The sequence below is a fragment of the Modestobacter sp. VKM Ac-2979 genome, from assembly GCF_026967995.1.
Taxonomy (GTDB): domain Bacteria; phylum Actinomycetota; class Actinomycetes; order Mycobacteriales; family Geodermatophilaceae; genus Modestobacter.
In genome coordinates, this window is the sequence record NZ_JAPVBO010000007.1 from 55,794 (window position 1) to 80,505 (window position 24,712).

20 protein-coding genes are annotated in these 24,712 nt (G+C 71.8%); 15 read left to right on the top strand and 5 right to left on the bottom strand.

The genetic code is table 11. From position 1 onward, the window contains the following. Positions 1-213: 213 nt before the first annotated feature. On the bottom strand, positions 214-1,908 hold the full coding sequence (locus O2W15_RS19865; protein WP_269180647.1) for a DUF349 domain-containing protein: 1,695 nt from the start codon (positions 1,906-1,908) through the stop codon (positions 214-216). Between the two features lie 40 nt (positions 1,909-1,948). Between O2W15_RS19865 and O2W15_RS19870 the strand changes: the two genes are divergently transcribed. Genes O2W15_RS19870 through dapF form a run of 3 tightly spaced genes read left to right on the top strand, consistent with a single transcriptional unit; the run spans position 1,949 to position 4,496 of the window. After that, positions 1,949-2,641 carry a hypothetical protein gene (locus tag O2W15_RS19870; RefSeq protein WP_269180648.1) on the top strand — a complete coding sequence of 231 codons (693 nt, stop codon included), beginning with the start codon at positions 1,949-1,951 and terminating at the stop codon, positions 2,639-2,641. Beyond that, positions 2,638-3,612, top strand: coding sequence for a tRNA (adenosine(37)-N6)-dimethylallyltransferase MiaA (gene miaA, locus O2W15_RS19875; protein WP_269180649.1), 975 nt, complete (start codon positions 2,638-2,640; stop codon positions 3,610-3,612). The genes O2W15_RS19870 and miaA overlap by 4 nt, the downstream gene beginning before the upstream one ends. Further along, a complete protein-coding gene (gene dapF, locus O2W15_RS19880; protein WP_269180650.1) occupies positions 3,609-4,496 on the top strand; it encodes a diaminopimelate epimerase in 888 nt (295 codons plus the stop codon). The genes miaA and dapF overlap by 4 nt, the downstream gene beginning before the upstream one ends. A gap of 24 nt (positions 4,497-4,520) precedes the next feature. On the opposite strand, the gene O2W15_RS19885 is transcribed toward dapF, so the two are convergent. Together O2W15_RS19885 and O2W15_RS19890 are read right to left on the bottom strand one after the other, a co-directional pair. After that, a complete protein-coding gene (locus O2W15_RS19885) occupies positions 4,521-4,721 on the bottom strand; it encodes a hypothetical protein (protein WP_269160231.1) in 201 nt (66 codons plus the stop codon). Positions 4,722-4,793: 72 nt separating this feature from the next. Then, positions 4,794-6,107 carry an MFS transporter gene (locus O2W15_RS19890; protein WP_269180651.1) on the bottom strand — a complete coding sequence of 438 codons (1,314 nt, stop codon included), beginning with the start codon at positions 6,105-6,107 and terminating at the stop codon, positions 4,794-4,796. Between the two features lie 70 nt (positions 6,108-6,177). Here O2W15_RS19890 and O2W15_RS19895 point away from each other — a divergent pair, with 70 nt between their 5' ends. From O2W15_RS19895 to O2W15_RS19910, 4 genes are all read left to right on the top strand, one after another. After that, entirely contained in the window at positions 6,178-6,768 is a 591-nt protein-coding gene (locus O2W15_RS19895; RefSeq protein ID WP_269180652.1) for an ArsR/SmtB family transcription factor, read from the top strand. A 49-nt stretch (positions 6,769-6,817) separates the two neighbouring features. After that, positions 6,818-8,314, top strand: a complete 1,497-nt coding sequence (gene hflX, locus O2W15_RS19900) for a GTPase HflX (RefSeq protein ID WP_269163573.1) — start codon at positions 6,818-6,820, stop codon at positions 8,312-8,314. Positions 8,315-8,420: 106 nt separating this feature from the next. Then, positions 8,421-9,149: a phosphatase PAP2 family protein gene (locus tag O2W15_RS19905; protein ID WP_269180653.1), complete on the top strand. Its 729-nt coding sequence runs from the start codon at positions 8,421-8,423 to the stop codon at positions 9,147-9,149. Beyond that, on the top strand, positions 9,121-10,191 hold the full coding sequence (locus tag O2W15_RS19910; RefSeq protein WP_269180654.1) for a hypothetical protein: 1,071 nt from the start codon (positions 9,121-9,123) through the stop codon (positions 10,189-10,191). Before O2W15_RS19905 ends, O2W15_RS19910 begins: the two co-directional genes overlap by 29 nt. 27 nt (positions 10,192-10,218) lie before the next feature. Here the strand turns inward: O2W15_RS19910 and lexA are convergent, their stop codons facing one another. Continuing rightward, entirely contained in the window at positions 10,219-11,043 is an 825-nt protein-coding gene (gene lexA / locus O2W15_RS19915; protein ID WP_269163576.1) for a transcriptional repressor LexA, read from the bottom strand. 554 nt (positions 11,044-11,597) lie between these two features. Here lexA and O2W15_RS19920 point away from each other — a divergent pair. The 8 genes from O2W15_RS19920 (at position 11,598) to O2W15_RS19955 (ending at position 24,042) form a co-directional block, all read left to right on the top strand. Then, the gene (locus O2W15_RS19920) at positions 11,598-11,882 is read left to right on the top strand and encodes a LysM peptidoglycan-binding domain-containing protein (protein WP_269180655.1); all 285 of its coding nucleotides are present in this window, start codon (positions 11,598-11,600) and stop codon (positions 11,880-11,882) included. 336 nt (positions 11,883-12,218) lie between these two features. Continuing rightward, entirely contained in the window at positions 12,219-12,830 is a 612-nt protein-coding gene (gene nrdR / locus O2W15_RS19925; protein ID WP_269163578.1) for a transcriptional regulator NrdR, read from the top strand. 130 nt (positions 12,831-12,960) lie between these two features. Continuing rightward, positions 12,961-15,846 carry a vitamin B12-dependent ribonucleotide reductase gene (locus O2W15_RS19930; protein ID WP_269180656.1) on the top strand — a complete coding sequence of 962 codons (2,886 nt, stop codon included), beginning with the start codon at positions 12,961-12,963 and terminating at the stop codon, positions 15,844-15,846. Positions 15,847-16,825: 979 nt separating this feature from the next. Beyond that, positions 16,826-18,334 (top strand): DUF3375 domain-containing protein, encoded by a 1,509-nt coding sequence (locus O2W15_RS19935; RefSeq protein WP_269180657.1) that lies wholly within the window; start codon positions 16,826-16,828, stop codon positions 18,332-18,334. Next, positions 18,331-19,056 carry a DUF4194 domain-containing protein gene (locus O2W15_RS19940; protein WP_269180658.1) on the top strand — a complete coding sequence of 242 codons (726 nt, stop codon included), beginning with the start codon at positions 18,331-18,333 and terminating at the stop codon, positions 19,054-19,056. The genes O2W15_RS19935 and O2W15_RS19940 overlap by 4 nt, the downstream gene beginning before the upstream one ends. Next, a complete protein-coding gene (locus tag O2W15_RS19945; RefSeq protein WP_269180659.1) occupies positions 19,053-22,448 on the top strand; it encodes an ATP-binding protein in 3,396 nt (1,131 codons plus the stop codon). The genes O2W15_RS19940 and O2W15_RS19945 overlap by 4 nt, the downstream gene beginning before the upstream one ends. Next, positions 22,448-23,596, top strand: a complete 1,149-nt coding sequence (locus O2W15_RS19950; RefSeq protein ID WP_269180660.1) for a Wadjet anti-phage system protein JetD domain-containing protein — start codon at positions 22,448-22,450, stop codon at positions 23,594-23,596. Before O2W15_RS19945 ends, O2W15_RS19950 begins: the two co-directional genes overlap by 1 nt. 140 nt (positions 23,597-23,736) lie before the next feature. Then, positions 23,737-24,042, top strand: coding sequence for a hypothetical protein (locus O2W15_RS19955; protein WP_269180661.1), 306 nt, complete (start codon positions 23,737-23,739; stop codon positions 24,040-24,042). On the opposite strand, the gene O2W15_RS19960 is transcribed toward O2W15_RS19955, so the two are convergent. After that, positions 24,002-24,670 (bottom strand): SH3 domain-containing protein, encoded by a 669-nt coding sequence (locus tag O2W15_RS19960; RefSeq protein ID WP_269180662.1) that lies wholly within the window; start codon positions 24,668-24,670, stop codon positions 24,002-24,004. The genes O2W15_RS19955 and O2W15_RS19960 overlap by 41 nt on opposite strands. Positions 24,671-24,712: the final 42 nt, after the last annotated feature.

Consider the following 24,712-nt stretch of genomic DNA (forward strand, 5'->3'; position numbering starts at 1 on the left):
GGGCCGGCGGGGCGCAGATGGCGGCCCCGGGGAGGGACGGCAGCTCGCGAGCAGGGTCGCGGGCGCCGTCGTCACGGGCAGGACCCGGTCGTGGACAGACCTACCCGACCGATCGGGCGCTACACGAATGCACGCAACGCGATACGAGACAGGGCCCGTCCGGAACGACCGGACGGGCCCTGTCTCATACCTGGCCCCGGCTGGGGCCCTCGCTCAGCGGCGGCCGGCGGACTTCTCGGCCTCGGCGAGCCACTCCCGGCGGGTGGCCACGGCGGCCTCGGCCTCGCTGATCCGCTTCGCGTTGCCGGCGGCCTGGGCCTTGGCCAGCTGGTCCTCGGCCTTGGTCACCGCCGCCCGCATCGAGGTCAGCAGCGGGTTCTCCGGCTGGACCCGGGGGCGTGCGGACTCGCTCGCGCCGCGGAACTTCTCCTCGACGGTGCGCATCCGGTCCTCGAGCTCGCGCATGGCGCCGCGGGGCACGTGCCCGATGGCGTCGTAGCGCTCCTGGATCTTGCGCAGCGCGTTCTGGTTGCCCTTGTTGGCCGGGTCGAGCTTCTCCGCCTCGGCGAGCAGCTCCTCCTTGGCCTTCTGGTTGGCCAGCTCGTCGCTGCTGCGCGCCTGGTCGTTGGCGGTGCGGGCGGCGAAGAACACGTCCTGGGCGGCGCGGAACTTCTTCCACAGGTCGTCGTCGGTGTCCCGGCCGACCCGCGGCACGGCCTTCCAGCGGTCCATCAGCCCGCGCATCGCCGCGCTGGTGGGGCCCCACTCGGTGGAGGCGGACAGCCGCTCGGCCTCGGCGATCAGCTCGCTCTTGGCCGCACGCGACTCACCCCGCTGCTTGTCCAGCTCGGCGAAGTGGGCGCCACGGCGGCGACCGAAGGCGTCCCGCGCGGCCGCGAAGCGCTGCCACAGCGCCTCGTCGGTCTTGCGGTCGATGCCCTTGATCGTCTTCCACTCCTCGACGATCGCCTTGAGCCGGTCACCGGCGGCCTTCCACTGCGTGGAGTCCGCGGCGATCTGCTCTGCCTCGGCGGCGAGCGCCTCCTTGCGCTGGACCTGCACCGCGCGCTGTGCCGCCTTCTCGGCCCGGTTCGCCGCGACGGCGGTGTCGGCCATGCTGACCATCGCCCGCGCGCGGGCCGACAGGCTGTCCAGGTCGCCGACCGCCTGGGCGAGCGGGATCGAGTCGGCGAGCTCCTGCGCCTTGGTGCGGATCTCGCCCGGGTTGCCGGTGTGCGCGGCCAGCCGCGCCTCGAGCAGGGTGACCTCGGTGGCCAGGTCGTCGAAGCGGCGGCCGTAGTGGGCCAGGCCCTCGGCCGGGGCGCCTGCCTGCCAGGAGCCGACGGTGCGCTCGCCGGTGGCGGTGCGCACGTAGACCGTGCCCTCCTCGTCGACCCGGCCCCAGGCGGACGGGTCGGAGGCGGGCATGGCCGGGATGACGGTCGGGACGTCGGCCGGCCCCGAGCTGCTGGCGGTGCTGGACGGCGCGGGGGAGGGGGAGGGGGTCGGCCGTGGGGCGGACGCAGGGTCGTCGCCGGTCGGTGCGTCGCCGGTCGGTGCGTCGGTGGCCGGGAGGTCGGTGGGGACGTCGGTGGTGGGGGCGTCGCTCGTCGGGTCGGCGACCGCGGCATCGGCCGGGGCGGCGGCGGCAGGGGTGCCCGCCTCGGGGGTGACGGCCGCGGAGGCGGTGTCATCGGGCTGCGCAGCCGGGGGCTCGGCGGCCCCGGGTCCGTCGACGGCGGGGCCGCTGCCGTCGGGCTGCGCGTCCGCCGGGACGGCGGCGCCCGGGGTCGCGGCCAGTGGCCCCTCGTCGGCCGACGTCACCTCGACGACCGCATCCTCAGGGCGCTCCTCGGGGGCGGCGGTGGCCTGCTGGGTCCGGTCTCCGGTGTTCTCCGTGCTCGACACGTGAGCAGTCTCCCACGATGCATCCGCGACACTCCCTGGCGTGAGACCTCCTCCTCCGGTGACCGTGGCCTTCTGCCCGCAGTCACCCCTGTTGCTCCCCGCGGTCGCCGGTGCCCCCAGCTACGCGCTGTCGGTGCTGCGCGCCGCCGTCTCCACCGCCGTGCAGACCGTCCTGGAGCACCAGCCGGAGGTGGTGGTGGTCGTGGGGGAGGGCGCCGACGGCCTCCGGTTCGGTCCCGGGGACGCCGGTGACCTGCGCGGGTTCGGCATCGACCTGGAGGTCCCGTTCGCCGGCCGGGTGCGGCCCGGCGGGCACCGCGTCCCGCTGCCGCACCTGGTGGCCGCCTGGCTGCTGGACCGCGCTGGGCACACCGGCGGCCGGCTCGGGGTGGGGCCGGCCGACCTCCCCGCCGCGCTGGCCGACCTGCCCGGTCCCGTGGGGTTGCTGGCGATGGGGGACGGGTCGGCCCGCCGCACCGAGAAGGCGCCCGGTGCGTTCGACGCCGCTGCCGGCCCCTTCGACGCCGCGGTCGCCACTGCGCTCCGCGCCGGGGACGCCACCGCCCTGGCCACCCTGGACCCCGCCGCGGCGCGGCGACTGCTCGCCGCCGGGACCCCGGTGTGGCGGGCGGTGGGCGCCGCGCTGAGCGGGCGCGTCGTCACCGCCGAGCTGCACCACGACGACGCCCCGTTCGGCGTCGGCTACCCCGTCGCCACCTGGCAGGCCCGGTGAGCGCCGTGGACGGCGGCGGGCCGCCGGTCACCGCCGTCGGCGGGCCGCCGGTCATCGCCGTCGTCGGGCCGACCGCCACCGGCAAGACCGCGCTGGCCGTCGCGCTGGCGCACCGGCTGGCCCGGTCCGGCGCCGGGGGTCAGGTGGTCAACGCCGACTCCATGCAGCTCTACCGGGGGATGGACATCGGCACCGCCAAGCCGACCGAGGCCGAACGCGACGGCGTGCCGCACCACCTGCTGGACCTGTGGCACGTGCGGGAGCCGGCCTCGGTGGCCGAGTACCGGCAGCGCGCCCGCGCCGAGGTCGACCGGCTCCGCGCCGTGGGCGTCGTCCCACTGCTGGTCGGGGGCTCCGGGCTGTACGTGCGCGCGGTGCTGGACGAGCTGGACTTCCCCGGCACCGACCCGGTGGTGCGGGCCCGGCTGACCGGCGAGCTGGAGGCCCAGGGCGCGGCGGTGCTGCACGCCCGGCTGGCGGCGCTGGACCCGGCCGCCGCAACCGCGATCCTGCCCAGCAACAGCCGGCGGGTGGTCCGGGCGCTGGAGGTGATCGAGCTGACCGGACAACCGTTCACCGCGACGCTGCCCGCCCCGCGACCGCACTACCCGGCGATCACGGTCGGACTGGACCGGGCGCCCGACGAGCTCGACGACCGGGTGGCCCGCCGGGTCGACGCGATGTGGGCAGCCGGATTCGTGGCGGAGGTCGCTGCGCTCGCCGACGACGGGTTGCGCGAGGGGCCGACCGCATCCCGCGCCCTGGGGTACGCGCAGGTGCTCCAGCAGTTCGACGGGGTGCTCACCGCGCAGGAGGCGCGCGAGCGGACGGTCACCAGCACCCGCCGGTTCGTCCGCCGGCAGCGGTCCTGGTTCCGCCGCGACGCCGGCACGGTCTGGTTCGACGCGGCCCGGCCGGACCTGCTCGACGTCGTCCTCGCCCTGGTCGCCGACCGTACGATCGACCGGTGATCGACAGCTCCGGCCCGCGGGTCCTCCTCGGCCACGGCACCGAGAACGACTTCGTCGTCCTGCCCGACCCCGACGGGGACGTGTGGCCGGAGGCGCGCCTGGACGCGGACCTGGTGCGCCGGCTCTGCGACCGCCGCGCGGGCCTGGGCGGGGACGGCGTGCTGCGGGTGGTCCGGAGCCGGCACGTGCCCGACGCCCCCGGCGTGCTCGGTGCGGCACTGGCCGACTGCGAGTGGTTCATGGACCACCGCAACGCCGACGGCTCGTACGCGGAGATGTGCGGCAACGGAATCCGGCTGTTCCTGCACGTGCTGCTGGCCGAGGGGCTGCTGGAGCGGGCAGTGGCCGAGGCCGGCGTCCTGGTCGGCACCCGGGGCGGGCCCCGCCGGGTGGGCGCCCGGCCCGACGGCGGCTACTGGGTCGACATGGGCCCGGCGGTCCCGCTGGGCCGGAGCGAGGCGCGCGTCGCCGGCGTCGCCCACCCGGGGCTCGGGGTGTCGATGGGCAACCCGCACCTGGTCTGCCTGACCGACGTCGAGGTCGACACCCTGGACCTGTCGGTGCTGCCCGGGGTCGACGACGCGATGTTCCCCGAGGGGGTCAACGTCGAGCTGGTGAACGTGCTCCCGCCCGAGGGCGCCTGCGCGCACGTGCGGCTCCGGGTCCACGAGCGCGGCGTGGGGGAGACCCGCTCGTGCGGCACCGGTGCCTGCGCCGCGGCCTACGCCACGTTGGCGGACGGCGGACGCGACGCCGGGACGGTCCTCGTCGACGTGCCGGGCGGCCGGCTGTCGGTGCAGTTCGACGGGACGACGACGGTGCTCTCCGGCCCGGCCGTCGTCGTCGCCACCGGGACCCTCAGCCGGGAGTGGCTCGCCGGCTGAGGGTCCTGGCTGCGCAGTCGCAGGTCAGGGACGGTCGGGCTCGTCGGCCCGCGTCTCCGGGTCGTCGGTGGGCGCCTCGGGCTTGTCGCCGGGGCCCACGTTCCCGGTGCCGCGGGGTGCTCCGCGGCCGGTGTCCTGGTCCGCGCCACCGAAGACGTTGCGCGGTGGGTCGAGGCCGGCGGGGTCGCGGCCTGGGTCGTCGAGCTCCTCATCGGGGCTGGTCATCGTCGTCCTCTCGAGCGGTGGACCGTGCCCCGCCGCCCTACCCGGCACCCGGCCGGCCAACCCGTCGGCTGCTCAGCCGGACCGCTCGGGATCGCTGCCGGCGGTCGGCGCCCGCGCCTCGGGCACGGTCGTCACCTCGCCGGCCGGGGTGTCCGGGCCGTCGGGCAGGTCGCGCATCCGCAGCAGGGGGCTCGCCACCACCCAGCCGGCCGCGAGCAGCTGTCCGGCCGCGGCGATCCACAGCGTCGGCAGCACGCCGAGCCAGGTGCCCAGGACGCCGCCGAGCAGGCCGCCCAGCGGCATCGTGCCGTAGACCAGGAAGCGCACCGAGGCGTTCATCCGCCCCAGCAGCGCCGGTGGGCACAGCCGCTGGCGGAAGCTGACCTGGGTGATGTTGTAGACGACCACCGCCCAGCTGAAGCCGAACTGGCCGAGCGTCAGGAACACCAGCGGGGCGCCGGTGGCGGCCAGCGGCGTGAGAGCGGTGAACGGCACCAACACCATGACCGCCAGCGGGATCGCCCGGCCCTCGCCGACGGTGCGGGCGAAGCGCGCGGCCGTCGCCGCGCCGACCAGGCCGCCCACCGCGCCGGCGGAGAAGACCAGGCCCAGCACGCTCTCGGACAGCTCGAGCCGGCGCAGCGCGTAGAGCACCAGCAGGGTCGTGGTGATCGTGGAGAACAGGTTCGACGTGCCGGTGCAGGCGACGATCCGGCGGAGCAGTGGCTGGTGGACGACGAAGGACAGTCCCTCGCCGATCTCGGTGCGCAGCGACCGCCGGCCGGCCCGGTCGGGGACGGTGTCCGGGCGCTGGATCCGCCCGATGAAGAACGCCGAGAGCAGGAAGGACGCCGCGTCGACGGCGATCAGCAGTGGCGCGCCCAGCACCCGCAGCAGCACGCCGGTGATGCCCGGCCCGGCCACCTGGGCGACGGCCCGGCTGGCCTCGAGCTTGCCGTTGCCGTCGACCAACTGGTCGCGGTCGACCAGGGCGGGCAGGTAGCTCTGGTAGGCGACGTCGAAGAAGACGGTCGCCGTGCCGGTCGCCGCCGCGACGACGAACAGCTGCCCGAGGGTGAGGGCGTCGAGGAGGTACGCGATCGGCAGGGTCGCCAGCACCGCCGCGCGCACCAGGTCGGCGGTGACCAGCACCCGACGGCGCCGCCAGCGGTCGACCCAGGCACCGGCCGGGAGCCCGATGAGCAGGAAGGCGGCGGTCTCCAGTGCCGTCAGGACGCCCATCTCCAGCGGCGTCGCCTCCAGCAGCGAGACCGCCAGCACCGGCAGGGCCAGCAGGGTCACCTGGGTGCCCACCTGGCTGACCGTCTCAGCGGCCCACAGCTGACGGAAGTCGTGGTGCCGCAGCAGGCTCCGGTCGCGGGTCACCGGCGCAGCCTCCCGCCACTGATCGGGGGAAGTCAATCACTGAGCCGTGTCGACGTCCTAGGCTGCCGGGATGGACGAGCCGGAGGCCGGTGCGAGCGAGGCGGTGGCCGGTGCGGGGGCGCGGCGGTTCGTCGGGGAGCGCCGGCCGGCCACCGACGCCGAGGCGCGCGCCCTGGCCTCCGCCGTCCGGCTGCGGATCCTGCGGCTGTGCCTGGACGAGGCGCTGACCAACAAGGAGCTCGCCGCGCGGCTGGGCCGCAACCCGGCGACCGTGCTGCACCACGTCCGCACCCTCGTCGACACCGGCTTCCTGGTCGCCGAGAGCGCGCGGCGGGGCGCCCGGGGCGCCCGGGAGGTGCCCTACCGGGCGACCGGGAAGAGCTGGCTGATGGACGGCGCCGGCGCCTCGGGCGCTGCCCGGGACGCCGCGCTCGCCGCCTTCCTCGAGGAGGTCGCCGCGGTGGGGGAGAGCCACCTGGAGAGCACCCGGTTGGGCCTGCGGCTGGGTGCGGCGGACCTGGCCGAGTTCCGCGAACGGCTGCACCGGTTGCTGGACGAGTACGCCACCCGGCCGGCGGACCCCGGGGCGGAGCGCTGGTCGCTGTACCTCGGGATGCATCCGGAGGTCCGAGGTGTTGTACCGGGCGATGACAACAGGTGATGTGACAAGTCGGTCGCCCCAGGACCAGGGGCATGCCACGCTGGAGACGATGACGACAGCCCAGAACCGCGCGATCCTCGACGAGGCCGAAGCCCGTGTCGACAAGGCGCGCGCCAGCATGCCCGACACCAAGCCGGCACCGGCCGGTCAGTGGGACGCCGCCGACGACACCACCGGCTCCTACGTCAAGGAGGAGCGCGGCGCACTCCGCCGGGTCGCGGGGCTCGGCACCGAGCTCACCGACGTCACCGAGGTCGAGTACCGCCAGCTCCGCCTGGAGCGGGTCGTCCTGGTCGGCGTCTGGACCGAGGGGACGGCGGCCGACGCGCAGCGTTCGCTGACCGAGCTCGCCGCGCTCGCCGAGACCGCCGGTTCCCAGGTGCTCGACGCGCTGATGCAGCGCCGGGACAAGCCGGACCCGGCCACCTACGTCGGCTCGGGCAAGGCCGCCGAGCTGCGCGAGGTCGTCGCCGCCACCGGCGCGGACACCGTGATCTGCGACGGGGAGCTGGCCCCCGGCCAGCTCAACCAGCTGGAGAAGGTGCTCAAGGTCAAGGTGGTCGACCGGACCGCCCTGATCCTGGACATCTTCGCCCAGCACGCCACCAGCCGAGAGGGCAAGGCCCAGGTCGAGCTGGCCCAGATGCAGTACATGCTGCCCCGGCTGCGTGGCTGGGGTGAGTCGCTGAGCCGGCAGGCCGGTGGTCGGGTCGCCGGCGGTGGCGGCATCGGCACCCGTGGTCCGGGTGAGACGAAGATCGAGACCGACCGTCGCCGGATCCGCTCCCGGGTGAGCAAGCTCCGCAAGGAGATCGCCGGGATGGCGACCGCCCGGACGACGCAGCGCAACTCCCGCGACCGCAACGCGACGCCGAGCGTGGCGATCGCCGGCTACACGAATGCCGGCAAGTCCAGCCTGCTCAACCAGCTCACCGGGGCCGGCGTGCTGGTCCAGGACGCGCTGTTCGCCACCCTGGACCCGACGGTCCGTCGCGCGCAGACGCCCGAGGGGCGCGAGTACACGATGACCGACACCGTCGGCTTCGTGCGCCACCTGCCGCACCAGCTGGTCGACGCGTTCCGCTCCACGCTGGAGGAGGTGGCCGACGCCGATCTGCTCGTGCACGTCGTCGACGGTTCCGACTCCGACCCGCTGGGCCAGATCGACGCCGTGCACACGGTGCTCAACGAGATCGACGCGTCCGCCGTCCCGGAGCTGATCGTCGTGAACAAGGTCGACGCGATGACCGAGGAGGACATGCTGGCGCTGCGCCAGGCGCTCCCCGGGGCGATGTGGGTCTCGGCCCGGACCGGCGAGGGCATCGAGGCGCTGCGCGACGTGATCGCCCAGCGGCTGCCGCACCCGCACATCGACGTCGAGGTGCTGGTGCCCTACGACCGGGGTGACCTGGTCGCCCGGGTGCACCGGGACGGCGAGGTCGTCGAGGAGGCGCACGAGGCCACCGGGACCCGGCTGACCGCGCGCGTCAACGCCGGCCTGGCCGCCCAGCTCGACGATTTCACCGCGCCGGCCACCGAGGACTGACGGAGGGCCCCGCTGCCGCTCGCACGTTCGTGCCGGGCTCCCGCAGCGGGGCGAGCGGACAGCCCGGCGGATCACGACCAGGTCACGGCCCCGGTACCGTGACGCGATGACCAGGGGAGCGGTGGACCGGACGGCGACCGCTGCCGATCGACCGGTCGCACCGGTGGTCGGGGTGGGCCGGCCGCCGTGGTGGCTGCTCGTCCTCGCCGCCCTCGTCACCGTCGCGGTCACCGTCAACCTGCTCAGCCGCGGGTGGCTGGAACGGATGGACCTGCGGGTCTCCGAGGTGACCAGTGTGTGGGCGCTGCGGGACTCGTGGGCCTACTGGCCGATCTGGGTCGTCACCCAGATCGGCGGGCGGGTGACGATCCTGGTGGTGCTGGCCGGGCTGGTCGGGTGGCTCGCCGTGCGGCAGCGGACGCTGGTGCCGCTGGTCCGGGTGGTCGTTGCGCTGGCCCTGCTCACCACCGTGGTCTACGCGTTCAAGTGGGGCACCGGTCGTACGGCCCCGGCCTTCCCCGGGTCGTTCTTCCACACGGACGGGGCCAGCTACCCCTCGGGGCACGTGGCGAACGCCGTCCTCATGTGGGGGGTGGCCCGGTGGCAGGCCGTCGAGTTCGGCCTGCCCGCGGGCGTGCAGCGGGCCACCTGGCTGCTCAGCGTGCTGGGGCCGGTGGCGACGGGTGTGGCCATGGTGGCGCTGGACTTCCACTGGGTCACCGACGCGGTGGTCGGGCTCGCGGTCGGACTGCTGCTGTTGGGCGTGGTTCACGCACTGGACGCTGTCGCGATGTCACGCTGGGTTCGTGCCAGAGCCGGCCGATCCCAGGCGTAGCAGCGCCACCCGCCGCAGGACGACGGCCGGCGCCGCCCTCTGTGCGCCCGTCGGCCTGCTGGTCGCACTGCTGCCTGCCGGGCCGGCGGCCGCCGACGACGGGACCGCTCCCTACGGCGAGCCGACCACCCGGTGCGAGATCACCGACCCGCGGCTCCCGGAGCTCTCCGGCCTGGCCAGCGCCGGGGAGTCGATGCTCGCGATGAACGACGGCGGCGACCGCGCCGAGGTGCTGGTGCTCGACGGAGCCTGTGCGGTGGGTGAGGTGCGCACGGCGGAGGTCGACCCGTACGACCCCGAGGACCTCGCCCTCGCCGCCGACGGGACCATCTGGCTCGCCGACATCGGGGACAACGCGCAGAGCCGGGAGACGGTGGCGCTGATCGGTCTGCGCCCCGACGGGACCACCGTGCTGACCAGGCTCACCTACCCCGACGGTCCGCACGACGCGGAGGCCCTCCTGCTCGCGCCCGACGGCACCCCGTACCTGGTGACCAAGGAGGTGCTGGGCGCCAGCTCCGTGTACCGCCCGGATGCGCCCCTCGGCGACGGAGCCACCGTGCCGATGAGCAAGGTGGCGGCGCTCGGGCTCACGTTGACCGGCACACCGGGCGGCCCGGTGGGCCGGGCCGGCCAGCTGCTGGTCACCGGTGGCGCCGTGTCGTCGGACGGCTCGCGGATCGCCCTGCGGACCTACACCGACGCCTATGTCTGGCCGCTGAGCGGCTCCGACGTCGCCGGGGCGTTGGCCGGGCCCCCCGTGCGGGTGGCGTTGCCGGAGGCCCCACAGGGCGAGGCCATCGCCTTCGCGGCGAACGACCGGGACCTGCTCGTCGCCGGCGAGGGACTCCCTGCGGTGGTCACCCAGGTGCCGGCCACCGGTGACCTGACGGGGACGGTCCCGGCGGAGCCCACCGAGGCCGCCGACGGGTCGCTGGCGACCGCCGGTGGGGTCGAGCCGCTGACCGCCGGTCTCATCGCCGCGGCCGTGGCCACCGTGTTCGTGTGGGCCGGCGGCAAGCTGCGGCGGAGCCCGGCCTGAGCACGGGCCCGGCGCCCGTGCCCGAGGTCAGACCCGACGGAGCACGGTGACGACCCGGCCGAGGACCGTGGCGTCGTCGCCCGGGATGGGCTCGTACGCGGCGTTGTGCGGCATCAGCCACACGTGCCCGTCACGCCGCTTGTAGGTCTTCACCGTCGCCTCGCCGTCGATCATCGCGGCGACGATCTCGCCGTTCTCCGCGGTCGGCTGCTGCCGGACGACGACCCAGTCGCCGTCGCAGATCGCCGCATCGACCATCGAGTCACCCGCGACCTTCAGCATGAACAGGGTGCCCTCGCCGACCAGCTCGCGGGGGAGGGGGAAGACGTCCTCGACCGCCTGCTCGGCCAGCACCGGACCGCCGGCGGCGATCCGGCCGACCAGGGGCACGTACGTGGGTCGGGGGGCAGTGGCGTCGTCGACGCCACTGGCTGCACCGGAACCGGCCAGCGCCTCGGCCGTGGCCTCGTTCGTCGTCGCGGTGCTGTCGCCGGGGAGGCGCACGTCGAGTGCGCGCGGCCGGTTCGGATCACGGCGCAGCCAGCCCTTGCGCTGCAGCACTGACAACTGGTGGGCCACGGACGAGGCGGAGGAGAGACCGACCGCCTCACCGATCTCGCGGACCGAGGGCGGGTAGCCGCGGCGCTCGATCGAGTCACGGATGACCTCGAGCACCCGGCGCTGCCGCTGGGTCAGTCCGTCGCCGTCGGCGGCCCGGTCGGGGAACTCCCGCACCGCTGCTCCCGCCCCCGCTGCAGCCGTGGGCGCTGCGCCGTCGGCGGGTGCCGGGCTGGACGCTCCACGCCGCGAAGGGCTCTTGCCGCCGCGCGCCTTCGGGCCGTCGACCGCCATGTGTCCTCCTCGTCCGGCTGCCTCGGCAGCAGTTCCCGGTGGCGTCCTGCCGTACCGACGGCCGTGTCGCCACGGCGAGCCGGGACCTCGGACGCTGTCCTCGATCGCCTCGGAACCGTATCGCCTCAGGCCTCTCCGTTCAAACACGTGTTCGAAGAAGTCGCCGTGTCGGCGTGTTCCTGTCGGGGGTGTGCGGTAGACATCGCCCAGACGTTCTGTTCGAACGCCTGTTCGACCACCCGGTACCGCGAGACCTCTGGAGCACCCCGATGGCCAGTCCGCAGCTCGAGCTCCCCGTGGCCGCCCCGGCCTCGATGGCGGTCGTGCTCCCGTTCCCGGGGGCGCGCCAGGTGGCGCACTCGCCCGGGTCCGTGGTGCGCGGTCGGCCTGCACCCCTGCCCCGGGCGGCTCGCCCTGCGGCGGCCCTGCGGGGTCCCGGGCATCCCGACGTGCGCCCTGGTCGGCGGGTCGGCGTTGCGGGCGGGGGCGCCGCCGGCTGCGCGAGGCGCACGGGAGGGGGTGGCGGTGGGGCCGCCTCGGGTGCACAGGCGCCGTTGCGGCTGACCCGGCGCGGGCGGCGAGTGGTCGCCGGGCTGTCCATCGCCTTCGGGGTGTCCGTCGCCGCGGCGACGTTCGCCGCCGAGTCCGGCGGCCCCGGCGGCGGCCTCGAGCTGGCCGGCTCGACGATGGTCGTCGTCCAGTCCGGGGACACCCTGTGGTCGATCGCCGGCGAGATCGCGCCGGAGGAGGACCGTCGCGCGGTCGTCGACGCGCTCCTGAACGTGAACGGCCTCTCCGACGTCGACCTCGTCCCCGGTCAGGTGCTCGAGCTGCCCTGACCGGCGGCGCACCGGTGTCCACCGCGGTGCGAAGGGCCCGGCCGAGGCGCCGGTGGTTGTGGCGGGAGGGGCTCCGAGGGGCGCCCGGGTCAGATGCGGAAGACGACACGCTCGCCAGGGCTTGCACACCTGTAGGGGTGGTCGTACGGTTCCACCACAACATCTAGTAGTTACAGAGCTGTAAGCCATCCACAGTCGTTCCACACGTTGTCCCCGGCGCATCCACCGGATGTCCCCGGCCCAGTCCACAGCACGGCCATCGGGTCGGGGCCCGGTCACGGTGTCACGACGCCGCGGCGAGACCCTGCGCGACACCTCGGGAAGGAGGAGATCGACATGCGTTGTCCCTTCTGCCACAACCCCGACAGCAGGGTCATCGACTCGCGGGAGACCGACGAGGGGGCGACCACCCGCCGTCGACGCTCCTGCCCGGGCTGTGGACGCCGCTTCACCACGGTGGAGGAGGCGGTCCTCGCCGTCGTCAAGCGCAGCGGCGTGAGCGAGCCCTTCGCCCGGGGCAAGGTCGTCGCCGGGGTGCGGCGGGCGTGCCAGGGGCGGCCGGTCGACGAGCACCAACTGGCCCTGCTGGCCCAGCAGGTCGAGGACGCGGTGCGCGCCACCGGCTGCGCCGAGATCCCCAGCCACGAGGTCGGCCTGGCCATCCTCGGCCCGCTGCGCGACCTCGACGAGGTCGCGTACCTCCGCTTCGCCAGCGTCTACCGCAGCTTCTCCTCGGTCGCCGACTTCGAGAAGGAGATCGCCGAGCTGCGCGCCGCACCGGCCCGGAGCACTGCCCGCGCCGGTGACGCGCCACCCGTCGAGCGCGACGCGGTCGACGGCGACCAGGAGACCCCCGCGACCGGGAGCCCCGCGACCGGGACCACCACCCGCCGGCGAGCCCCCGAGCGGCCGCGACCGGCCGACACCGGCAGCGCCGCCGGCCCGTGAGAACTGTCCGACCCCTCCGCTAGACAGGTCTCGACGAGGAGACCGCACGACCCGGCTCCGGCACCCGCCGGCTTCCCCAGCCGCTCCGCCCGCACCACCGCACCAGTCCGACCCAGGGAGCCCTCGCACGATGACCGAGACAGCTGACCGCCTCACCACCAGCCGGAACCGCCGCACCGCCAAGGCCCCCAGCCGGGGGAAGGGCCTGAAGGTCAAGCGCGTGTTCACCACCGCGGGGGTGCACCCCTACGACGAGGTCGTGTGGGAGCGCCGCGACGTCGTCATGACCAACTGGCGGGACGGCTCGATCAACTTCGAGCAGCGTGGGGTCGAGTTCCCGGCCGAGTGGAGCATCAACGCCACCAACATCGTCACCACCAAGTACTTCCGGGGTGCGGTCGGCAGCTCGCAGCGCGAGACGAGCCTGCGGCAGCTCATCGACCGGGTCGTCCTGACCTACGGCGCGGCCGGCCGTGAGCACGACTACTTCGCCAGCGAGGGCGACGCCGAGGTCTTCGAGCACGAGCTGACCTGGATGCTGCTGCACCAGGTGTTCAGCTTCAACTCGCCCGTCTGGTTCAACGTGGGCACGGCCTCCCCGCAGCAGGTCAGCGCCTGCTTCATCCTGGCCGTCGACGACCAGATGGACTCGATCCTGAACTGGTACCGGGAAGAGGGCCTGATCTTCAAGGGCGGCTCGGGTGCCGGGCTGAACCTCTCCCGCATCCGCTCCTCCAAGGAGCTGCTCTCCTCCGGTGGCACCGCCTCCGGGCCGGTCTCCTTCATGCGCGGGGCCGACGCCTCCGCGGGCACGATCAAGTCCGGTGGCGCCACCCGCCGCGCGGCGAAGATGGTCGTCCTCGACATCGACCACCCCGACATCGAGGAGTTCATCGAGACCAAGGCGCGCGAGGAGGACAAGATCCGCGCGCTGCGGGACGCCGGGTACGACATGGACCTGGGCGGCAAGGACATCACCAGCGTCCAGTACCAGAACGCCAACAACTCCGTCCGGGTCAACGACGAGTTCATGCGCGCGGTCGAGGAGGGCACCGACTTCGGGCTGCGGGCCCGCGGCGACGGCTCGGTGATCGAGACCGTCGACGCCCGTGAGCTGTTCGGCAAGGTCACCAAGGCGGCCTGGGAGTGCGCCGACCCGGGCATCCAGTACGACGACACCATCAACGACTGGCACACCAACCCCGAGACGGGGCGGATCAACGCCTCGAACCCGTGCTCGGAGTACATGAGCCTGGACAACAGCTCGTGCAACCTGGCGTCGCTGAACCTCATGAAGTTCCTCAAGGACGACGGCACCTTCGACTCCAAGAACTTCGTCAAGGCCGTCGAGCTGATCATCACCGCGATGGACATCTCGATCTGCTTCGCCGACTTCCCGACCGACCCGATCGGCGAGACCACCCGGGCCTACCGCCAGCTGGGCATCGGGTACGCCAACCTCGGCGCGATGCTCATGGCCACCGGCCACGCCTACGACTCCCGCGGCGGGCAGTCCCTGGCCGCCGCCATCACCTCGCTGATGACCGGCACCGCCTACCGTCGCTCGGCCGAGCTGGCCGGGGTCGTCGGTGCCTACGACGGCTACGCCCGCAACGCCGACGCCCACGCCCGGGTCATGCGCAAGCACGCTGCCGCCAACGACGCGATCCGCCCGGTCGGCGCCGACGACGCCGACGTGCTCAAGGCCGCGACCGCTGAGTGGCAGGAGTGCCTGGCGACCGGCACCGAGAACGGCTGGCGCAACGCGCAGGCCTCCGTGCTGGCCCCCACCGGCACGATCGGCTTCATGATGGACTGCGACACGACCGGCATCGAGCCGGACTTCTCGCTGGTCAAGTTCAAGAAGCTGGTCGGCGGCGGCTCGATGCAGATCGTCAACCAGACGGTCCCGCGGGCGCTGAAGAGCCTGGGCTACCAGGACGAGCAGGTCGAGGCGATCGTCGAGTACATCGCCGAACACGGCCACGTCGTCGACGCCCCGAGCCTGCGCCCGGAGCACTACGAGGTGTTCGACTGCGCGATGGGCGAGCGGTCCATCTCCCCGATGGGCCACGTGCGCATGATGGCCGCGGTGCAGCCGTTCATCTCCGGCGCGATCAGCAAGACGGTGAACATGCCGGAGTCGGCGACCGTCGAGGAGGTCGCGGACATCTACTTCCAGGGCTGGAAGATGGGCATCAAGGCGCTGGCCATCTACCGCGACAACTGCAAGGTCGGCCAGCCGCTGTCCGGTGGCAAGGGCAAGAACGACGGCACCAAGGACGAGGCCCCCGTCGCGGCGGCCGCCCCGGCCACCGCGCTGGCGCACCCGGTGCGCAAGCGGCTGCCGAAGAAGCGGACCAGCGTCACGACGTCGTTCAGCGTCGCCGGTGCCGAGGGATACATGACCGCCGGGATGTACGAGGACGGCAGCCTGGGCGAGGTCTTCCTCAAGCTGGGCAAGCAGGGCTCGACCCTTGCCGGTGTGATGGACGCCTTCTCGATCGGGATCTCCCTGGCCCTGCAGCACGGGGTGCCGCTGGAGACCTACATCCAGAAGTTCACCAACATGCGGTTCGAGCCGGCCGGCATGACCGACGACCCGGACATCCGGATCGCCCAGTCGGTGATGGACTACATCTTCCGTCGCCTGGCGCTGGACCACCTGCCGGTGGAGAAGCGCGCCAACCTGGGCATCTTCACCGCCGAGGAGCGCTCGGCCCAAGTCGCCGGCTCCTACGGCACCTCGGCCTCGACCCCGGCGGTCGAGGAGGACGACGTCGACCTGGAGCAGCTGCGCGGCTCCGCGCCGATCGAGACCGCCAAGGTGGAGGAGAAGGTCACCCCGGCCGGCCCGACCTCGGTCAAGGAGGCCCACTCCTCGGCCGAGCTGCTCGAGCTGGTCACCGGCACCGCCACCGACGCGCCGCTGTGCATGACCTGCGGCACGAAGATGCGCCCCGCCGGCAGCTGCTACGTCTGCGAGGGCTGCGGCTCCACCAGCGGCTGCAGCTGATGTTCTTGTGCACAGTCTCATTGAGCCTGGCCGTGCACTAATGAGACAGGCATTTGCACAGATGAGACTGCTTCTGCACAGTCTCATCTGTGCGAACGTCACCGCTTCTGCGGTGTCTCATTAGCGACTAGGGCGGGGAGACCTTGAAAGGGCCTCCCCGCCCTAGTCGTTTGGGCTGAGCCGCCGGGTGTAGGTCCGCTCCAGCGTCGCGCCAGCGAGGCGGGGGGCCGGAGTCACCCATGACGGAACCCTTTGGTGCCGATGCTGCGACACCACGACCACTCCTGGAAAACTCCGCGTACTGCCCTAAGCACCTCAAGGAGCGCAAACCCTTTCTGAAGCGGCTCCGCCGCCAAGGGCCCGCACTGACGCGAGGACCCGTGCGTCAGTGCCGCCGGCCATCCCCGACGGCAGTGGGTGCTGGTCCCAGTCGAGGCCCTGCTACTGATCGCCAACAGGGCGGCGCAGAGGTCATCCACGGCGCCTGCGCCCCCGAGCACAACCACGCATTCCGCGAACGAGACGGCCGTGACCCCGTGTGGCTGAACAACCTCATGTAGAGCGCCAAGCGTCTCGACGCCGCGATCCCCAGCCGTCTGCTCAATGGCGAGGTGCTCCCGGCCCACCGAGTGCCCACCCGCCTAGAAGCGCGAGCAGGCCAGTCGCGGACACCCGTCGCCCCGCCGCCTGTCATAGCCCTGGCATACCGTCCGGCCCGTCCCCGCCTACAGCGGACGGCCCGAGCCTTCGCACGGAGTGCCGGGCCGTAACACGTCATCCCCGCAGGGCTACCTGGCCGCAGGCGGACATCAAGATCCATGGCGACTGACCAGTCTTGGCACCCCGACCCGCACGTAGCCACTCTCACCCGATAGTTGATAAGACTCGGGGCCATTTCCTCGCCAAGGACTCAGATTGTCGGTGCTCATCCCTAAGGTGATCCGAGCCTGAGGCGTCCGCCTCGGCGCGGGAGGCTGGTATGAGCGGTATCATCCGGGACTTGGCCCGCGCCCGCGCGGCTTTCGACAAGCCCACGCTCGCTCTGCTCAGCCGCCGCAAGTCAGCGCCGCTGGTGCTGGCCATGTTTACCAGCCAATTCACCCGCGAACGCTCTCGGATCCCGGCGGACCGGTTTCATGTCCAGGTCGAGACCGCCCTGGACGAGTTGCGGCTGCACGGCCATGAGGTCCCCGACAAGCCCGCCCGTGACCTGTGCCGCGAATGGGTCGGAGACCGGTGGCTGTCGCTGACCAGCAACGAGGCCAACGTCGAAGAGTACGCGCTCACCAGCCACGCCCAGGAGGCGCTGGACTACGTCGAGCGGCTCGCCGGAGACCGTGCCTTGTTCGGTGAATCGCGGATCATGACCATCCTCGACGCCGCCCGACGCTGCGCGACCGAGGCCACACCCGACCGGGAGAACCGGCTGCGCCGCCTCAACGACCAGATCGAGAAGTTGACCACCGAACGCGACCGTATCGCTGCCGGAGGCGACATCCCCTCCGCATCCGATGACCAGATGCACGACGAGTACCTCAACCTGCACAGCCTGCTCGCCGCGCTCCCTTCGGACTTCATGCGCGTCTCCGAGGCGGTCAAGGAGATTCACCGCGGCATCATCGCCGACTTCCGCGCCGACGAACGCCGCTCCGGCGAGGTGCTCGACGACTACCTGGTGCGCGCCGACCGGCTGATGAGCGACTCCCTGGAAGGGCGGGCGTTCACCGGCGCCGTCCAACTGCTGCGCAACGACGACCTGCTGGAATCCCTCGCCGCCGACCTCGACGCGATCCTCGGGCACGCCTTCGCCAGCACCCGGCTCACCGCTGCCGACCGGACCAACCTGCGGCGCACCGTCACCGGCATCCGCACCGGCATGGAGGTCGTGCTCACCCAACGCCGCCGCCTATCGGGCACGCTGCGCACCCACATGACCCGCCACGATCCGCTGCGGGACAAGGAACTGGACGAGGCGCTGCGCCAGTGCGGCTACGAACTCGGCCGCTGGATGGAGACCGCCGGGCCGCGCGCCAAGGTCACCCTCGACCTCGGCCTGCCGCTGATCGAGGTCGGGCACCTGCGGGAACGGCTCTACGATCCGGCCGATCACACCCCGCCACCACCACTCCAGGACCCCGACGATGACGAAGGTCTGGTCGGGATGTCCTTCGACGACCTCCGCAAGCAGGGCGGCCCGGACCTGCGCGCCCTGCGCGCAGCCATCGACGCCTGGCTGGACGAGACCGGATCGGTGACCCTCGCCGAAGTGTTCGCGCACCTGCCCGACAACCTGCGCCGACCGGTCGAAATCCTCGGCCTTATCCACCTCGCGGTCACCGACTCTGGCGTCGAGCCGACCGCGGACACCCCGAACGCCGCGTTCGAGACGATCCGCCCCAACGGCGAGCGCCGCACCTTCCGCGCACCCGCCCTCACCCTCACCGTCCCGCCCACCGGGGACCCCCAGTCCAAAGGAGCCGGCCGATGACCACCACCTTCGAGGAGGACGCGGAGTACGTCGGCGCCGAGGACTACGGCGGCCCGTCACCGCTGTTCACCGGCGACACGGGCCAATTGGCCCAGGACGTGCGCGAAACCCTGGTCACCCTGCTCAAGCGCCGCTACATCTCCAGCGAGCGGCACGGCAAGGACTGGCGGATCGTGCAGGAGAACGAGGCCGCGCTGCGGACCCGGCTCAACGACCTGTTTCTCGACCTGGTGATCGATCGGAACTACGAGGTCGCCTACAAGCGGCAGGCGATCTCCGACACCGGCGCCAAGTTCCCGACCTTGCTCTACGACCAGGCGTGGAATCGGGAAGAGACGATCCTGCTGATCCACCTGCGGCGCATGATGCGGAGCACCCAGCAGTCCGGTGACGACGCGGTCTTCGTCGACCGCAGCGCGCTGGTCGAGGAGGTCAGCAACTTTCGTCCGGCGTCGTCGACCAACGAGGTCCGCGACGAGAAGGCCGCGAACAACGCCGTCGATGCTCTGATGAAGAACGACATCCTTCTCCGCACCGCCGAGAGCGACAGGTATCTCGTCTCCTCAATCATCGAGGTCTTGCTGCCGGTCGAGCGGGTGCAGGATCTCGCCGCCTGGCTGCGCATCCAGAACGGCAGACCCGACGACCCGATAGACCTCACCGACGATGGCGACCCGACCGATGACCCCGCCGACGCTGACCAGGCCGAGGAGCGCCCGTGACCACCTTCTTCGACCAGCCCATCCCCGGCATGGCCGGCGCCGGAGCCACCCCCGACCAGTGGCACGCCGACTCGGTGCAGATGGTCAACTGGGGCGGGTTCGAGGCCCACCACCGGGTCCTGCTCGACGTGAACTCCACCCTGCTCACCGGCGCGTCCGGCACCGGCAAGTCCACCATCCTCGACGCCTACATCGCGCTGATGATGGACTCCAACACCGCGTTCAACGGCGCCAGCAACGACAATGTCATGGGCCGCGCCCGCTCGTCGGAGCAGCGCAACCTGCTCTCATACACCCGCGGCAAGATCAACGAGAGCCGCGACGAGGCCGGACGAACCCACGATCAGGTACTACGCGGCGACGGTCAGACCGTCTGGTCCGGGGTGGCGATGACCTGGCGGCACGACGACGGCATCAAGGTGACCGCGCTTCGGCTGTACTACGTGCCCGCCTCGGCTACCAGCCCCCGCGACGTGCGCAGCCACATGGCCATCTACCGCGGCGAGTTCGACCTGCGCGCCGCCGACCCGTTCGCTCAGATCAACTTCCACCACGGCCGGATGGGCGCCCAGTTCCCCGGCCTGGGCTTCCACGAGTCCTACGCCAAGTTCGCCGCCGCCCTGCACAAGATCCTTGGCATCGGGAAGAACGGCGACGGTTCCGCCGCGATGAAACTGCTCGCCCGCATCCAGGGCGGACGGCAGGTGGCCTCCGTCGACGGGCTGTACAAGACCATGGTGCTGGAGAAGCCGAAGACCTACGACGCCGCCGACCGGGCCATCGACCACTTCGCCACCCTAGAGTCCTCCCACCAGACGATGAAGACCGCTGAAGAGCAGGTCGCCACCCTCCAGCAAATCCCCGACCACTACGCCGCCCTCCGCGACGCCGAGACCGAAGCCGACCTGATCGACACGTTCCGCGTGTTCGAACCGGCCGACGCCGACACCCCGCTCACCCTGTGGATCTTCCGCGCCGAAGCCGACCTGCTCACCGCCGAGATCGCCACCGTCCGCCGCGGCCTCACCGAGGCCACCGAAGCCCTCTCCGTCGCCACCGGCAAGGTGCACGGACTGGAGGTGCAGATCGCGGAGAACCAGCGGTTGCAGCGGGAGAACGGCGGCGACGCCCTCCAGGTCGCCGAACAGGAACTCAAACTGCTCACCGACACCCTCGCCGCCGTCGAGCAGGCGCACACCCAGTTTCTCGCACGGACAGAACCGATCGGCACCTTCCCGACCAGCCGCGAAGAGTTCCTCGCCCTCCGGGCCGACGCCGAACTGTTCCTCGCCGCCTTCCCCGACCGGATCCTCGCCCTCGACGAGCAGATCAAGGCCCTCACCCGGACCGCGTACCCGCTCGACGGGGAACGCAAGGCCCTCGTCGCCGAGCGGGCCTGGCTGGCGGGCCGCAACGACCTGATCCCGCAGTACCTGCACGAGGCCCGGGTCGCCATCGCCTCCGCCGTCGGCGTGCACCCCGACGACCTGCCGTTCGTCGCGGAACTGATCGACCTGCACCCCGACCACGAGCCGTGGCGCGAGGCCGCCGAACTCGTGCTCGGCGGGTTCGCCCGCACCATGCTCGTCGACCGCCGGGTCGGCCGCGGGTTCCGCGCCCGGATTAACGCGCTGCGGCTGAACACCCGGATCAACTTCAATCTCGCCGAACTCGACCGGCCCGAACGCGACCTGGACCCCGACCTGCTGCCCGGACGGTTCGTCTTCCGCGACGACTCGCCGTTCGTCGGCTGGCTCACCACCGAACTCGACCGCCGGTTCGACTACGAGTGCGTGCCCGACGGTTCATCGTTCGCCGACGACGACCGCAAGCGGATCACTCTGTCCGGGCAGATCCAGAACGGCGACCGGGGTGCCCACGGCGGTCACGGGCAGCGATTCATCCTCGGCTTCTCTCCGACCCGCCGCCTCGAAGAAGTCGACGCCCGCCTCACTGAGGTCCTCGCCGAACTCGGCGGGCTAGCCCGCGAAGAGCAGGCCCTCGGCCAGCAGAAGACTGCCCTGGACGCGCTGCGGAACGCCCACCAGTACCTGACCTACCGAACCTGGGAGGAGATCGACCTCGCCGCCGCCCAAGCCCGGGTCACCGGCAAGCAGGACCAGATCGACCGACTGCTGGCCACCAGCGACACGCTGCACGAGTTGCGCCGCCAGGAGAAGACCCTCAAGGACGACCTCGGCGAAGCGCAGCGCACCCAGCACCGCACCGAAGACGAAGTCGATCGGCTGGACAAACGCCGCGGCATCCTCCTCGATCGCGAGGATGCGGTCAAAGACCGCCTCGAAGACCTCGACGCCAACCCGCTTGTCGCGCTCACCGACGAGCAGGTCGCCCGGCTGACCGCTGAGTACCAGCGGCTGACCAACAGTGGCACGGCGGAGGAATTGCGGCTGCTCGTCCCGAAAATCAAGGACGCCCTCGCCGTCCAGGTCCGGCAGGCCCGCCGAGACGTGGAGACCTACACCACCGCCCTGACCAACGCGTTCGAGACGTTCCAGCACCGCTGGCCGCGCCCCAACCTCGGCACCGGCGTCGACTCCTACGACGGCTACCGAGAGATCCTCGACGACCTGATCGCCGAAGGACTCTCCGAACGCAAGGAGAAGTTCACCGAGAAGGTCATCGAGTGGTCAGGCGAAGACCTCCTCGGCCTGCACTCGGCGATGCGCGAAGCGATCGACGAGATCATCGACCGGCTCTACCCGGTCAACGACATCCTCCGCCGGTTGCCGTTCGGCCCCGGCAAGGACCGGCTCTACATCAACGTCCGCCCGATCCGCGGCGAGGACATCACCGCCTTCCGGGCCGAACTGAAGGCGCTCGCCTCCGACACCACCCGGCTGGACACTGCCGAGGCGGTCGAGAACCGGTTCAAGCACCTCCAGCGGTTCATCAAGCGGCTCCGCAAACCCGACGCCCAAGGAACGGGGGAGCGGGACTACCTGCTCGACGTGCGCCGCCACGTCCACATTGACGCCGAACGCCGCGACAAGGACACCGACGCGCAGTTGGCCATCTTCGACAGCCTCGGCGGCAAGTCCGGTGGCGAGACCCAGGAGTTGATCGCGTTTATCGTCGGCGCCGCGCTGCGCTACCAGCTGGGCAACGAGAACCAGTCCCGACCGGTCTACGCCCCGGTCTTCCTCGACGAGGGCTTCGTCAAGTCCGACGCCGAGTTCGCCGGACGGGCGGTCGACGCGTGGCGCGGCCTCGGCTTCCAGTTGATCATTGGGGCGCCGCTGGACAAGGTCACCGCGATCGAGCCCTACATGGACCGGATCATCCACGTCACCAAGTCCAGCCGCGGCTACTCACACCTGAGCTACATCACCCCCGAGACCCCGGCCCCGCCGGTCAACCCGCTCGGCTGATGAAGACCCCTCAGCGCATCCTCACCGAACTGGAACGCCGACTCGACGCCACCTGGCACCAGACGATCGCCAATGCCAGCGACGGCTGGCCGCTGCGGTTACCGCTCAGCAAGCCCAGCACCGCCGACATGACCACCCGGTTCCCCGAGGTGCAGCGCTGGGCGATCGACTGGCGAACCTGGGCAGCCGAGCGGAGCCTCACCCTGGACTGGGGGAACCGGCTCTCCTCCGGCACGCGCCAGCCGGTGCCCACCCACGTCACAGTTCCCGACATCGACACCGCCGCCACACTCCTCGGTGCCCCGTGGCCCGACCGGCTGCACCGGGGTCGTGACCACTGGATGGTGCTGCGCGACCGGTTCCCGCACGCCGCTACCCCCGAACGACTACGCGCCGTCGACCCGCTCAATGACGTGGACTTCGGTCTTCTGTGCACCGCCGCCGCGTGGTTCGCCACAAACGACGCGACTGGGCGCACCCCCCGGCAGGTGCCCATCGAGGGCCTCCACGGCAAATGGCTCAACCGCTACCGCGGTCTGGTCACCGCCCTCGCAGGTAAGGACAGCCTCGGGCTGGTCGACCGGCCGAGCCGGGTCCACATCACCTACCTCGACCCCGAGCACTGCGCCGCCGGAGGACGGAAGCACGACAGCATCACCCTCGGCGATCCGATGGCCCCGCCCTACCTGCCCTCTATCGCGGTCATCACCGAGAACAAGGACACCGCCGTCTACTTCCCGCCGCTGTCCGGCGCCATCGCCATCGAGGGCAACGGCGACGCCGCTCCCGCTCGACTGCCCCGCATCCCGTGGCTCGCCACCGTGCCTCGGCTTATCTACTGGGGCGACATCGACGCCGACGGCTACGAGATCGTCGATGCACTCCGCCGCAACGGCTTGCCCCTCACCACCATCCTCATGGACCAGGACGCCTACACCGCCTACGAGCGATACGGCGCCTGGACCGACGACCGCGGTAACCCCATCCCGTGCGCACCCCGCAAGAACTTGCCCAACCTCACCTCGGCCGAGCGCGCCGTCTACGAAGCCCTCACCGATCCCGCGTGGACGCGCACTCGTCGTATCGAACAGGAGCGCATTCCGCTGGAGGTAGCCCGCGCGCACCTCGCCGCACCCGCGGTCGCGTAGCCGACCGGCTGAGCAGTCGGTCGTAACCGAGTGATTGGACCGAGACGCGCGGTGCCGATGGCAGAGCCGTCCCGACGCGGCGAGGGAACGTCATGTCGGTAGGAGGGACGATCGACTCACGCCAGCACGGACCAGGGCGCTTGATCACCGACACCGACACCGACACCGACACCGACACCGACACCGACACCGACACCGACACCGAACACGGGATCGCGTCCGCGGCGGGTGTCGACTTGGAGTCGAGGGACGAGACCCAGCGCCTCCTTGTGGAGCAGGCGGCACGGGCAGACCGACTGGCCGTGGCCCCCGTCGAAGGCGTGCCCGAGGACTTCGTCGTGTTCACCGGCGCTACCGACCTGGCCGCGGTCCTCGCCACGTTGGACAAGGCAGGAGGTCAGGTCCTCACCAGTCGGCGACTGTCGAGGTCATGCCGTTGGCGATGACCCAGTGGGACGGGCCGTCGCTGGACCAGCACTGGTCCTGAACGACGGCACTGCCGGCGCCATCGGTGTATGAGGTGAAGGTGTAGAAGGGGATCGTCGAGTCGACGGAGTCAAAGCACTCAACGAGGACCGCCGCCTGCGGGGCGAAGTTGCTCAGCGAGATGTTGTAGCGGTAACCCGTGTCGACAGGCGCGCCCTGGTCCAGGATCACGGATGGCGACGGAGTGGCCGGCCAGGCGGTGAGTTCATCTGTGCAGAACGGTGTCGGCTGCTGCTGGGCGACGAGATCAGACCACATGTAGCCAACTTGGCCGGCTCCGTCGCGCACCCAGAACCAGCGCGGTGAGGTGCCCGGCGACGGTGGGTTGCCGTCGATCCAGCACACCATGGTGATGGAGGTGCCGTTGGGGATCACGGTGATGACTCCGCAGCCGGTGGTCTGTCCCTGGTTCGGCAGGCCGGGGCAGGAGCGCAGGTTGGCCCCGGTGCTGTCGGGGCCCGCGTCGACGACGCTGAAGTGGGAGGGGTCGGCGGCAGCGTCGGTTGGTCCTGTTGCCCACAGGGCGCTCACGGTTGCGAGCCCGCCGACGGTGGCCAGCGCAACGCGGGTGACGATCTTGTTGGCCATGGCATCTCCTCCAGGTCGTCGGTGGGTTGGATTAGACGTCCG